This window comes from Collimonas sp. GW821-FHT07E08 (genome assembly GCF_059418905.1).
This window is the reverse complement of record NZ_JBWKQR010000019.1, coordinates 1-11,892: the sequence shown is the minus strand read 5'-3', so window position 1 is coordinate 11,892 and position 11,892 is coordinate 1. Positions and strand designations below refer to the sequence as shown.

Below are 11,892 nucleotides of genomic sequence, written 5' to 3'. Positions count from 1 at the left end.
GAATCAAGCGATTGCGCTTTAAACGGCGGCTGCGGGCTGCGTCGTCGGCCCGCTGCGCTGCAGGCGCCAAAGCAGCATCAACGCTACCAGCGACGTGCCGACGACGACATAACCCACATCGTCGAAGTGCTGCAGTTTGCCATCCGCCCCGAGCGTGACGATATGTCCGGCGACGACCGAGGCGACACCGCCTGACAGCTGCTGGATCGAAGCGCTGATGGCGTTGAAGGAGCCGCGCTGGGTGCTGACCGGCACTGAAGACACCAGCGCCTGGAACGGAATCATGCGCGAGAATATCCCGACGAACATGAAAGCATTGACGACGATCAGCAGCGGCAGCGAGGTCGGCCCGAGGTGGGTATAGATCAGCACCATGGTGATCGACAGCGCCGTGCCGAGCATGAACACGCGGAATTTGCCGAATGCATCGGCGGCCTTGCCGATCATGGGGCCAAAGAAGATGGTGCACAGCCCCGTGACCAGGTAGACCGTCGGCAGGCTGTGCAGGTCGATGCCGAGGTTGCTCACCGCATAGGCGCTGCTGAAGGGCATCAGCATGAAGCCGCCGGTGGTCAGCAACGCCGTCGTCGCGAAAGCCATCAGGTAGCGCGGCTCGGTGACCGTGTGGAACAGGTGCATCCACGGACTGTGTTCCTGGGGTATGGCAAGGTGGGCGGTGACAGGCTGCATGCGCCAGGTCACGAACAGGCCGCCGACCACGCCCAGGACCGCCATCGCCAGGAACGGCACATGCCAGTCCCAGCGGTTGGACAGGTACAGCCCGACCGGGATGCCCAGCACCTGGCTGGCGGCGAATGCGGTCTGGATCAGGCCCATCACGCGGCCGCGCATCTGCAGCGGGAACAGGTCAGTCGATATGGCCAGCACCACCGAACCGATGACGCCGCCGAACAGGCCCGTGACGATGCGCGCCAGCAGCAGGCTCTCGAAGCTTTGCGCCAGCCCGCACCACAATGTGCCGATGATGAAGCCGGCATAAAAGAACAGCAGGATCTTCTTGCGGTCGAAACGGTCGGCGAAGCCGGCTGTCAGCAATCCCGACAGGTCGGCGCTGAACGCGTACGCGGAGACCACCAGCCCGAACTGTTTCGGACCGATGGCGAGCGCGGGCATGATCACGGCGCCCAGCGGCGACATGAGCATGAAATCGAGGATGACGGCAAACTGCAGGAACGCCAGCATGCCGACCACAAACTTCTGGTAACGGGAGAACTGCGATGGCGAGGGTGCGGCAGGAAGGTTCGTAGGTTCGGTCATAAGCGGCTAAGGGTAATGGCATGTTCAGGGCACGCGCTGACGCACAAACCACATGCCCGGCACGCATCGGCGTTTGGCGTATAGGCAACCTGCATGCCGTGCACGCGCAATTTGAATTTCTGTAATGTACCAAGGTTTTGATAATCGCTGTCGTCGATGCGCCGGACCTGGAACACGTTTTCCGGGCATACCTCCACGCAGTCGCCCTTGCCTTCGCAGCGTTTCAGGTTGACCACCGGGACGATCGCTCCCGGTTCCTGTTTGCAGCTGGCGGTCGAGGTATTAGCCACGCTCATTCCTCGTTTTTTTTGCAAGAGGCTGAACGGCCTTTGCGGAACTGCTCGCGCTCTTCCGCCGTCATTGCCTGCCATTTCTGCCATTGCCGGCGGCCGTGCCATCCGCCGTGCCCGCGGAATCCGCCGAACAGGATCCGGCTCAGGACCAGCAGGCCGAGCGCATGCCAGTAGTCGATCTGGAGGATGCCGGCGAACAGGCCAGGCATCACCAGGTTCCACAGCACCATGACAGCGCCGCCAAGCACGGCGGCGACCGCCAGCACCATCAGCAATTTCCAAAAAAATCTCGCTTTCATCTTCCTGCTCCTTTGCATGTCAATTCACGTGCCAATCCATAGGCACAATTCATGTGTCGATTTATTGAGAGTTTCATAAAACATGACAAAGCCCTTGCCCGGTTTTCCAGGCGATCAACAAACGCAGCTAACTGGGGTCAGAGTGAACTTTCTGCGCGCTTTTTGCAGAAACTTCACTCTGACCCCACTTAGCGGGCCACGGAGTAGCTGCCTAAAAACAAAACCGCGCTGTGCGCCCTGCCTTTCTCCGAATCCGTTATGTGGGGTCAGAGTCAAGTTTCGCGATGAAGCGCTGCGAAAGTTGACGCTGACCCCAGATGACTCCTGCCGTGGCGATGTCATGGATGGTGAAGCTCTCAATAAATGCCGAATTCGTCGTATGCCGCCTGCAGCCGGGCGCGCAAGTACAAGACCGCGTAGCGCTTGCGCGCCAGCAGGGTATTCACGGCGACGCCGCTTTGCGACGCCATTTCCTTGAAGCTGAGTCCGTCCAGTTCGTGTCCGACGAACACCTCGCGCTGGCTGGCCGGCAGTTCGTCGAGGGCTTGCTGCAGCTCCCTCAGCAAGACCGACCTGGCGTGCACCGCTTCCGGGCCGTCGGGCGCCGGCAGCGCCAGGTCGAGCCGGTACTCGCTGTCATCGCCGTCCGGATCGCCGCTCATTTCGCCGATCTCGTTTACCGACTGTTCTTTCTTCTTGCGGAAACGGTCGATGATGCGGTTGCGCGCAACCCGGAACAGCCAGGCACTGGCTTGTTCGATCGGAGCGGGAAGGCGGTAGGCCTGGACGAATTCCTGGAAGACATCCTGCAGGATATCGTCCGCTTCGTCCGGATCGCGCACTCGGCGCAGGATGAAATTCCCGAGCCTGGCGCGCTCACGCAAGACAGTCGCAGTGATGTCTCGGTCTTGGTCGTTCATCGGCTGCGGGCTGTTCGGCGGGCTCATACCAATGAAGACGTTTCACAATAAGGAATATTGTGGCAGGGGTGAAAAAAAATTCTCAGGCGATCGCGGCATAGGAGCCGGTGCCGTCCGGCCAGGGCGTCAGCAGCTCAAAGCCGTCGGCCGTCACCGCAACCATGTGCTCCCACTGCGCCGACAGCGAATGATCCCGGGTGACCACGGTCCAGCCGTCGGCCAGTTCTTTCGTTTCGCGCTTGCCGGCATTGAGCATCGGCTCGATGGTAAACACCATGCCCGGCTCCAGGCGCAGCCCTTCGCCGCGGTTACCGTAGTGCAGCACCTGCAGGTCTTCGTGGTAAACCTGGCCGATGCCGTGCCCGCAGTATTCGCGCACGACGCTGAAGCGCTCGCGCTGGGCCACGGCCTGGATTGCATGTCCGACATCCCCAAGCGTCGCGCCGGGCCGTACTTGCAGGATGCCGGCCCGCATCGCTTCGTAGGTCGTATCCACCAGCCTGCGCGCCAGCGGGCTGGGTTCGCCCACAAAGTACATGCGGCTGGTGTCGCCGAACCAGCCGTCGGCGATGACGGCGACATCGATATTGATGATGTCGCCCTTCTTCAAGATCTTCTGCGGCGACGGGATGCCATGGCAAACCACGTGGTTGACCGAGACGCATATCGTCTTCGGGAAGCCGTGGTAGCCGATGTTGGCCGGTGTCGCTTGCTGCACGTGGACGATATGGTCGTGGCACAGGCGGTCCAGCTCCTCGGTGCTGACGCCGGGCTTCACGTGCTCCGCGATCATCCGCAGCACATCGGCGGCCAGGGCGCCGGCGACGCGCGCCTTGGCGATGCCGGCTGCCGACTTGATCCAGTCCGGCCGGCTCATCGCACGGCCTTCCGCGCCGCCTTCGCCGCGGCAGGCGCAGCCGCCGTTTCCTGCGTAAAAAACGCCAGGCTTTCGTCGCTCGCCTGCCTGGCGCGCATCAGCAGCTGGCAGATTTCGCCGTGGCACAACTCCGGATGCAGCTCGGACAGCATGCCGATGCGCATCCAGTGCTCAGCCTGGGCATTGATGGATCGGCTCAGCGCATCGCTTGCGGTGCGGAGGTTGTCATGCATTAGATCGGAGATTTTGACGATGCCCATGGCTGTATTCCAGTTATACGTTTTATATACGTTTCGTATATTACCATAATCGGCGCCAGCCTCGATCCATGTCAATTTTTTAAAAAAAACCGGAAAAAAATGACCCTTTTTCCAGAGTCGAATGGCAATATCAGCAAGGTCAGCCACAAGCTGGCAAAACCCTTGTTGCAGACGAATCGAACTGAGGACATTAATGGCAATAAAATCCACCTTGACCTGTCTCTGGGTCTCACTGCTTGCGGCCGGCGTCACCACGGCGCCGCACGCCGCCCCCGCAACCGCACCGTCGCCGGCCGCGGCATCCGCCTCCGGCTACAACCAGCCGCCCAAGGAAATCCTGGACGTCATGCGCGCGCCGTCGCCGCCGTTGCCGGTGCTGAGCCCGACGCGCGACCGGATGCTGCTGGTGTCCTGGCAGGAATACCCTTCGATTTCACGCGTGGCGGCGCCGTTCCTGCGCCTGGCCGGGGTGCGCGTCGAACCGGGCAATCACAGCAAGCACGATACCCCTGGCGGCTACGGCATCACTCCCTGCGCCAGGAGCTTTGACCTGGTGCACATCGCCGACGGCGCCCAGTCCCCCATCGCGCTGCCGGCAGGCGCCTGCCCGGGCCGGCCGCTGTGGAGCGCCGACGGCAAGCGCTTTGCTTTTGAAAATATCGCCAAGGACTCGGTTGAGCTCTGGATCGGCGACGCCAGCAGCGGCGCTGTACGCCGCGTCCCGGGCGCGCGCCTGAACCCGATGCTGGAAGACCAGCTGCAATGGATGCCCGACCAGAAAACGCTGCTGGTCAAGCTGGTGCCCCCGCGCATGGGCCCGCCGCCTGAACCGGCCGTGCCCAATGGCCCGAGTATCCAGGAATCGGATGGCGGCAAAGGACAGAGCAGCACCTACGAAAACCGCGACACGCTCAACAGCAAGCACGACGAAGACCTGTTCGACTACTACGCAGCTTCGCAGCTGGCGCTGGTCGACGCCGCCAGCGCGACGGTGACGCCGGTCGGGACGCCGGGCCGCTACGAATCGCTGGGACCGGCGCCGGATGGCCGGCACCTGCTGGTGACCTCGATCCGCAAACCCTATTCCTACGTGACTACCTTCGACCGCTTTCCGCAAGAGGTGGAAGTCTGGGATCTCGCCAAACGGCAGGACATGACGGTGCATCACATCGCCTCGCTGCCGCTGGCGGACCGGGTCCCGATCGGCGGCGTCGCACTCGGCCCGCGCGACTTCACCTGGCGCGCTACCGAGCCGGCGACGCTGGTCTGGGCTGAAGCGCTGGATGGCGGCGACTGGAAAACCAAGGTGCCGGCGCGCGACAAGCTGATGCTGCAGAAGGCGCCGTTCAGTTCGGCGGCGGTGGAAATCACGCGCACCGAACAGCGCTACATGGGCATCGCCTGGACCGAGCAACCCGGCCTGGCGCTGATGCACGAATACGATCGCACCCGCCATTGGCGGCGCAGTTTCCTGGTCAATGTCGACGATCCGCAGCAACAGCCGCGCTTGCTGTGGGACCTGTCGACCGACGAAAAATATGCCAATCCAGGCACCCCGGTGAAACGCCAGCTGCCGAACGGCGCCTGGGTGCTGCGCCAGGAGGGCGATGCGATCTTCCTCAGCGGCGCCGGCGCCTCGCCTGGCGGCGACCGCCCGTTCCTGGACAAGCTCGACCTGAAGACGCTGAAACCGGAACGCCTGTTCCGCAGCGACAAGGCGTCCTACGAGCAGTTCCTCGGTTTTGCCGGAGCGGATGCGCGCACCTTCCTGACCTGGCGCCAGTCGGTGACCGAAGCGCCGAACGCCTTTGTCCGCACCCTCGGCGCTCCGCTTGACGCCGCCGCCGGCGAAGCCGCCTTCGCTTCGACCAGCGCCGCTGTCACCCGGATCGCGGATCCGACGCCGGTGGTGCGCCAGATCAAGAAGCGCCTGGTGAAATACAAACGCGCCGACGGCCTCGATTTGTCGTTTACCCTGTACACCCCGCCCGGCTACCAGGAAGGCACGCGCGTGCCGACCATCCTGTATGCCTACCCGCTCGATTACGCCGACGCCTCGCAGGCCGGCCAGACCACCGGCTCGCAAGAAACGTTCACGCGGCTGCGCAAGTACCAGCTGTTGCTGCTGGCCGGGTACGCCATCATCGATAACGCCGCCTTCCCCATCGTCGGCGATCCGAAAAAAGCCTACGACACCTACATGGAACAGCTGGTCGCCGACGCCACGGCCGCGGTGGGTGAAGCGGTCCGGCTGGGCGTGGCCGACCCCGACCGCATCGGCGTCACCGGCCACAGCCACGGCGCGCTGATGACCGCCAACCTGCTGGCGCACTCCGACCTGTTCCGGGCCGGCGTCGCCACCAGCGGTTCCTACAACAAGACGCTCACGCCGTTCGGATTCCAGAACGAGCAGCGTTCAGTGTGGGAAGCACAGGATGTCTACCTGAAGGTATCGCCGTTCTTCTTCGCCGACAAGATGAAGACGCCGATCCTGATCGTGCATGGCGCGGACGACGCCAATCCGGGCACCACGCCGCTGCAGGCCAGCAAGCTCTACGAAGCGATCCGCGGCAACGGCGGCGTCACGCGGCTGGTGATGCTGCCGCATGAACCGCACTGGTACGCGGCGATGGAATCGAACGAACAGCTGGTCTATGAAATGCTGCGCTGGTTCGACCGCTATGTGAAGAACGCGCCGCCGCGGACGCCGGCGGCAGAAGCTCCGGCGACGGCAAAGTAACGATAACGGCAGGGATGTATTTCATGAACGCCAACCTTGAGCGGTTGGCGTTTTTTTTGCAAGAACCACAACCGGAAGCCGCGACAGCGCCTCCGGCCAGATACGCCTTACAGGTTGTCGCTGAGGAAAGTCAGCGAATTGCCGTGCGCTTCCGCCGCGGCGCGCTGGTTGTAGCTGGAACGGTGCGAACAGTTGAAGCCATGTTCCGCGCCCGGATAAATGTGGACTTCGACATCCTCATTGTTTTCAAAACGCTCGGCGATGCTCTGCACGGCGTCCAGCGGAATATGGCTGTCGGCGCCGCCGAAATGCATCAGCAGCGGCACCTTGATGTCGCCGGCGCGCTGCAGCTGGTTCTGGATGCCGCCGCCGTAGTACGCGATCGCCGCGTCGACCAGGCCGTCGGCCGCCGTGTTGTACGCCAGCATGCCGCCGAAGCAATAGCCGATGACGGCCAGCTTGCCGTCCAGTTCAGGCCGGGCCTTCAGGGCGGCAACAGTCAGCGCGATATCCGACTGCGCCTTGGAGAAATCGGTGGCCTGCATCAGCTCGACCGCGCGTTTCCAGCCGGCGTCGTCGTAAACCAGTTCGATATGGCTGCCGCTGCGCCAGAACAGGTCCGGCACCAGCACCACGTAACCGTCGGCGGCGTATTGCTCGGCGACCGAGCGGATGTGTTCGTTGACGCCGAAAATTTCCTGCAGCAATACGATGCCGGGGCCCTTGCCGGTGTGCGGGACGGCCAGGTATGCGCCGAACGTGCCGTCGGCGGCCTGGATGTCGATCCATTGGGTGGTAACGCTCATGAGTGTTCCTGTCAGTATCAAGAATAAATGTCGGGGATGTTGCAGGGAGGCCAAGCTTGCCGCCGCTGAATCCAGCGGCATCCAGTGCGAACGCCTGGATTAGGACAAGCCGGTGCCTGACAGGATGCTACCAGATGCCGGCGCAACGGGTTTGCGCGCCCGCAAAAACAAAAGGAATGGCGGCGGACATGGCCTTGCCCGCCGTGAAGGAAGAAACGCCGCTAAGCGAACCACCCCGGTATCCACAACGAAAATCCGGGCACGAAAGTCACCAGCATCAAGGTGAACAGCAGCGCAAGATAAAACGGCCAGATGGTGCGCATGATTTCCCCCATGCGGATGCCGCCGATGGTGCAGCCGATGATTTGCGCCGCGCCGATCGGCGGCGCATTCAATCCCAGCGAACAATTGATCAGCAACATCATCCCGAACTGCACCGGCCCCATGCCGAAGTGCTCGCAGATCGGCAGGAAAATCGGCGTGCAGATCAGGATGTGCGCGGCCATGTCGAGGAACGTGCCGAACAGCAGCAAGGCCAGGTTGATCAGCAGGAAAATGACGATCGGGTTGCTGCTGACCGCCATCAGCGCGTCGCCCACCGTATCGGCCACGCTGTACAGGCTGATCAGGTAGCCGAAAGCGGATGAAATGCTGATCAGCATCAGGATCACGCCGGTGGTCTTGACCGACTTCACCGCCGCTTTCAGGAAATCGGCCCAGCTCAGGCTGCGGTACACCAGGGTGGTAAGGATCAGTGCATAAAACACCGCGATGGCGGCCGACTCGGTCGCCGTAAAGACGCCCGAAGTGATGCCGGCAATGATGATGATCACCACCATCAGCCCCGGCAGTGCGCGCAAGACGCTGTGCAACGCTACCGTCCAGCCGAGGAAGGTGCCGGCGGGATAACCGCGATGCACCGCCACCAGGTAAGCCACCGTAAGATTGGCCAGGGTCAGGATCAGGGCCGGCAGCAGCCCGGCCAGGATCAGGGTGGTGATCGACACGCCGCCGCCGGCGACCAGCGCATAGATGATGATGTTGTGCGAGGTCGGCATCAGCACGCCCACCAGCGACGAGTGGGTGGTGACGTTGACCGCGTAGTCGGTGTCGTAATTCTCGCGCTTCATCATCGGGATCATGACCGCCCCCATGGCGGAGATGTCCGCCACCGGCGAACCCGATACGCCGCCGAACAGGGTGCATGCCAGCACATTGGTCATGCCCAGCCCGCCGCGGATGTGGCCGACCACGCCGCGCGCGCACTGGATGATGCGGTCGGCGATGCCGCCGTACAGCATCAGCTCGCCGGCGAAGATGAAGAAGGGAATCGTGAGGAAGGAAAACACGCTCATGCCGGCCGTCATCCGCTGGAAGATCACAGCGATCGGCAAGCCTTCATAAAATATCGTGGCGATGGCCGACAGGCCGATCGAAAACGAAATCGGCACGCCGATCAGCAACAGCACCAGGAAACTGAGCGACAGTAGAGTCAATGCCATGATGGGACAACCCTTGTACGTTGCAGCAATGCGATGATGTGTTCAATCGAGAACAGGACGATCAGGCTGCCGGACAGCATCAGCGGCCAGTAGGTCAAACCCTGCGAAACACCGAGGTTGGGGATCATGTAGTCGATGATCTGGCGGCCCAGGATCCAGCCGTTCCAGATCATCAGGACCGCAAACAGGATGACCAGCAGGTGGATGAAGATCTTCAGCGGCACCCTCACTTTCGGCGGCAGCGCGCCGGTCAGCAGTTCGACGCCCATGTGGCGGTCGTCGCGCACGCAGACGGCGACGCCGATATTGGTGACGTACAGCACCATGAGCAAGGCCAGCGCCTCGGTCCAGGACGGGCTGTTGTTGAGCACATAGCGGCCGAAAATCTGGCCGAATACGGCAACCGCGATCAGCACCAGGCCGGCCACCGCCAGCCGCATGCACATCAGCGACAGCCAGGCGTTGCAGCGGGTAAGAAACGTGAACGGCGGCAGCAAGGCGACAGGCAGCTTGTCGTCAATCGCGTCGCCGGTTTTATTGACATGAGTCATGACCGGTTCCTTGATGGAGAAAGTAGGCGCGACCTTATTTGGTGTCCTGGATGCGCTTGAGCATGTCTTTCATGCCGGGCGTGGTGACGAATTTCGCATAGACCGGCGCCATGCTGGATTGAAATTCCGCCTTGTTCGCTGCCGTGATGCGGACACCGGCTTTTTCGACGATGGCGCGCGAGGAAATTTCTTTCTCGTCCCACAGCTTGCGCATGTAAGGCACCGACGCCTTGGCCGTCTGGCGGATCATGTTCTGGTCGTCGGCCGACAGCTTGTCGAAGATCACTTTCGACATCAGCAGGATTTCCGGCGTCATGTCGTGTTCATCCAGCAGCACGTATGGCGCGATCTCGAAATGGTGCGCGGTCTGGTAGGTAGGCCAGTTGTTTTCCGCGCCGTCGACGATGCCGCTCTTGATCCCGGTGTAGACCTCGGAAGTCGCCATCGGCGTCGCATTGGCGTGCAGCGCCTGCAGCATCGCCACCGACAGCTCGGACTGCGGAACGCGGATCTTCATGCCCTTCAGGTCCGCCAGGTTCTTGATCTGCTTTTTCGTGTAGAAGAAACGCGCGCCTGAATCGTAGAACGCCAGGCCGACCAGGCCATGCGATTCGCAGGAGCGCAGGATTTCGTCGCCGATCGGCCCGTCCAGCACGTGCCGCATGTGTTCCTTGTCGCGGAACACGAACGGCAGCGAAGGCAGCATCGTTTCCGGGCAGATGGCATTGAGCACGCTGGCGTGGGTGCGGGTAAATTCAATCGCTCCCAGCTTCACCTGTTCCACCGTGTCCGGCTCGCTGCCGAGCTGGCTGTTGGGATATACCTTGATGCTGTATTTGCCCTGGCTGCGCTGCTTCATCAGGCCGGACATGTAGTTGACGGCGGCAACCGTCGGGTAGTCGGCCGGCTGCACATCCGCATCGCGGAACTCCCTGGCGAAAGCGGGCGGCGCGCACAGCATCAGCGACGCCGCGCCGGCCATGCAAAGCATGGATAGGCATTTCTTCATTTTTCTGTCTCCTGGTTTTTATTTATTTACAAAAAATCGTCGCCGGGTTTCGCCGCCGCCCGGGTCTGGAATTCGGTCTCCGGCAGTCCGGCCACGCCGGGCCGCAATGCGATGACTGCGCCGGCCCATTCATCGTCCGCGGCCTGGCCGGCGCTGATCGACGTCACCAGCAAGGTATCCAGCCCGGCGCCGCCGAATGCGCACATCGCAGGCTTGGCCATCGGCAAATCGATGCGCCGGTCCAGCTTGCTTTCGGGCGTAAAGCGCAGGAGGCAGCCGCCGTCGTTGCCGCAGGTCCAGTAACAGCCGTCGACATCGACCGCGGCGCCGTCCGGCCTGCCGGGATGCTGGTTCATGTCGGCGAAAATCCGTTGCGCGCTGGGTATGCCGTCGTCAATGTCGTAGTCGTAGGCCCAAATCAGCTGGCGCGACACATGCGAATCCGAGAGATACATGGTGCGGCCGTCGGGCGACCAGGCCAGGCCGTTCTGGACGATCAGCCTGGAGACCATCGGCAGCGACACGCCCTGTGGCGTATAGCGGTACAGGTGGCCGTCGGCCCGCGCCGCGGCCATGTCGAGGAACATGGTGCCGCTCCAGAAACGGCCCTGGCGGTCGCAGCGGCCGTCGTTGAAACGCATGCCTTCGCGCAGGCCGGGCGGGCTCGCCAGTTTTTCTGCCGCGGCGGCTTGCGCCTCGTCCAGGCGCAGGCTGAAAATCCCGCTTTCCATTCCGGCAACCAGGCCGCCGTCGTCTTTCAGCGCGATGCAGCCGACCATTTCCGGCAACGTCCAGCTGCGCGCCGAACCTGATGCGGCATGCCAGCGCCAGACCGTCCTGGCAGGAATATCGACCCAGTACCAGGCGCCCTCTTTTTGGCTCCACAGCGGGCTTTCGCCGACGGCGCAGCGCAGGCCGCCGAGACGGTCGATATTGATCGTCGTTTTCTCGGTATTCACCTAATCTCCTGTTTTTGGCAGAACCGGCGCAGGTCTTGGCCTGCTTGCGAAATTTCTTTGTTATCAGTCATCCTACAACTTGAATCGCAGTATAAGCAGCAAAAAATATTTTAGCAATCAGATTTATTTGCGCCTATTGTATGCATACGGAAGCAGTCCGGGAATGAAGATTTGTCGTTCGCGCCTTGTTGTATGACGACTGACAATAAATCAACTGATTGCGGTGAGGCGTAGGGCGCCAATAGCGCAGCGTATTGCGCCGTATGTTTGATTCGGATAATGCAGCATGCTCTTACACATCTCATGCGGCGTAATACGCTGCGCTTGTATGGTTAGAAATGACGCTTTCTGGGAAACTAGAAGGTGCCGGAGTGGAGGGACAACGCTTCGCATCTGCG

The 11,892-nt window shown here is 62.0% G+C and carries 12 protein-coding genes; 1 reads left to right on the top strand and 11 read right to left on the bottom strand.

Annotated features, from left to right (window positions below; translation table 11 throughout):
- Positions 1-18 precede the first annotated feature (18 nt).
- The 6 genes from AC07RZ_RS20990 to AC07RZ_RS20965 all read right to left on the bottom strand — a co-directional run bounded on the left by AC07RZ_RS20990 (position 19) and on the right by AC07RZ_RS20965 (position 3,927).
- Positions 19-1,278 (bottom strand): MFS transporter, encoded by a 1,260-nt coding sequence (locus tag AC07RZ_RS20990; protein ID WP_494669435.1) that lies wholly within the window; start codon positions 1,276-1,278, stop codon positions 19-21.
- Positions 1,275-1,574: a 4Fe-4S dicluster domain-containing protein gene (locus AC07RZ_RS20985; RefSeq protein WP_186450476.1), complete on the bottom strand. Its 300-nt coding sequence runs from the start codon at positions 1,572-1,574 to the stop codon at positions 1,275-1,277. The genes AC07RZ_RS20990 and AC07RZ_RS20985 overlap by 4 nt, the downstream gene beginning before the upstream one ends.
- The gene (locus AC07RZ_RS20980) at positions 1,571-1,870 is read right to left on the bottom strand and encodes a hypothetical protein (protein ID WP_144737969.1); all 300 of its coding nucleotides are present in this window, start codon (positions 1,868-1,870) and stop codon (positions 1,571-1,573) included. Before AC07RZ_RS20980 ends, AC07RZ_RS20985 begins: the two co-directional genes overlap by 4 nt.
- Positions 1,871-2,226: 356 nt before the next feature.
- Positions 2,227-2,817 carry an RNA polymerase sigma factor gene (locus AC07RZ_RS20975; protein ID WP_494669434.1) on the bottom strand — a complete coding sequence of 197 codons (591 nt, stop codon included), beginning with the start codon at positions 2,815-2,817 and terminating at the stop codon, positions 2,227-2,229.
- 55 nt (positions 2,818-2,872) lie between these two features.
- Entirely contained in the window at positions 2,873-3,667 is a 795-nt protein-coding gene (gene map, locus AC07RZ_RS20970) for a type I methionyl aminopeptidase (protein ID WP_144737971.1), read from the bottom strand.
- Entirely contained in the window at positions 3,664-3,927 is a 264-nt protein-coding gene (locus tag AC07RZ_RS20965; protein ID WP_494669490.1) for a ParD-like family protein, read from the bottom strand. The genes map and AC07RZ_RS20965 overlap by 4 nt, the downstream gene beginning before the upstream one ends.
- Before the next feature lie 193 nt (positions 3,928-4,120).
- On the opposite strand from AC07RZ_RS20965, the gene AC07RZ_RS20960 reads away from it, so the two are divergent.
- On the top strand, positions 4,121-6,667 hold the full coding sequence (locus AC07RZ_RS20960; protein WP_494669433.1) for a S9 family peptidase: 2,547 nt from the start codon (positions 4,121-4,123) through the stop codon (positions 6,665-6,667).
- Between the two features lie 107 nt (positions 6,668-6,774).
- Here the strand turns inward: AC07RZ_RS20960 and AC07RZ_RS20955 are convergent, their stop codons facing one another.
- The 5 genes from AC07RZ_RS20955 to AC07RZ_RS20935 all read right to left on the bottom strand — a co-directional run bounded on the left by AC07RZ_RS20955 (position 6,775) and on the right by AC07RZ_RS20935 (position 11,494).
- Positions 6,775-7,473 carry a dienelactone hydrolase family protein gene (locus tag AC07RZ_RS20955; protein ID WP_494669432.1) on the bottom strand — a complete coding sequence of 233 codons (699 nt, stop codon included), beginning with the start codon at positions 7,471-7,473 and terminating at the stop codon, positions 6,775-6,777.
- 221 nt (positions 7,474-7,694) lie between these two features.
- Positions 7,695-8,975: a TRAP transporter large permease gene (locus tag AC07RZ_RS20950; RefSeq protein ID WP_494669431.1), complete on the bottom strand. Its 1,281-nt coding sequence runs from the start codon at positions 8,973-8,975 to the stop codon at positions 7,695-7,697.
- On the bottom strand, positions 8,966-9,526 hold the full coding sequence (locus AC07RZ_RS20945) for a TRAP transporter small permease (protein WP_175501004.1): 561 nt from the start codon (positions 9,524-9,526) through the stop codon (positions 8,966-8,968). The genes AC07RZ_RS20950 and AC07RZ_RS20945 overlap by 10 nt, the downstream gene beginning before the upstream one ends.
- Before the next feature lie 34 nt (positions 9,527-9,560).
- Positions 9,561-10,535 carry a TRAP transporter substrate-binding protein gene (locus AC07RZ_RS20940; RefSeq protein WP_494669430.1) on the bottom strand — a complete coding sequence of 325 codons (975 nt, stop codon included), beginning with the start codon at positions 10,533-10,535 and terminating at the stop codon, positions 9,561-9,563.
- Positions 10,536-10,561: 26 nt separating this feature from the next.
- Complete coding sequence (locus tag AC07RZ_RS20935; protein WP_494669429.1) at positions 10,562-11,494, bottom strand: SMP-30/gluconolactonase/LRE family protein; 933 nt, start codon at positions 11,492-11,494, stop codon at positions 10,562-10,564.
- Positions 11,495-11,892 lie beyond the last annotated feature (398 nt).

Bases quoted from the DNA above. Each gene is read 5' to 3' on its own strand.
- AC07RZ_RS20945 (WP_175501004.1), bottom strand. From the start codon at position 9,526: ATGACTCATGTCAATAAAACCGGCGACGCGATTGACGACAAGCTGCCT.
- AC07RZ_RS20980 (WP_144737969.1), bottom strand. From the start codon at position 1,870: ATGAAAGCGAGATTTTTTTGGAAATTGCTGATGGTGCTGGCGGTCGCC.
- AC07RZ_RS20960 (WP_494669433.1), top strand. From the start codon at position 4,121: ATGGCAATAAAATCCACCTTGACCTGTCTCTGGGTCTCACTGCTTGCG.
- AC07RZ_RS20940 (WP_494669430.1), bottom strand. From the start codon at position 10,535: ATGAAGAAATGCCTATCCATGCTTTGCATGGCCGGCGCGGCGTCGCTG.
- AC07RZ_RS20965 (WP_494669490.1), bottom strand. From the start codon at position 3,927: ATGGGCATCGTCAAAATCTCCGATCTAATGCATGACAACCTCCGCACC.
- AC07RZ_RS20985 (WP_186450476.1), bottom strand. From the start codon at position 1,574: ATGAGCGTGGCTAATACCTCGACCGCCAGCTGCAAACAGGAACCGGGA.
- AC07RZ_RS20990 (WP_494669435.1), bottom strand. From the start codon at position 1,278: ATGACCGAACCTACGAACCTTCCTGCCGCACCCTCGCCATCGCAGTTC.
- AC07RZ_RS20975 (WP_494669434.1), bottom strand. From the start codon at position 2,817: ATGAGCCCGCCGAACAGCCCGCAGCCGATGAACGACCAAGACCGAGAC.
- AC07RZ_RS20955 (WP_494669432.1), bottom strand. From the start codon at position 7,473: ATGAGCGTTACCACCCAATGGATCGACATCCAGGCCGCCGACGGCACG.
- map (WP_144737971.1), bottom strand. From the start codon at position 3,667: ATGAGCCGGCCGGACTGGATCAAGTCGGCAGCCGGCATCGCCAAGGCG.
- AC07RZ_RS20950 (WP_494669431.1), bottom strand. From the start codon at position 8,975: ATGGCATTGACTCTACTGTCGCTCAGTTTCCTGGTGCTGTTGCTGATC.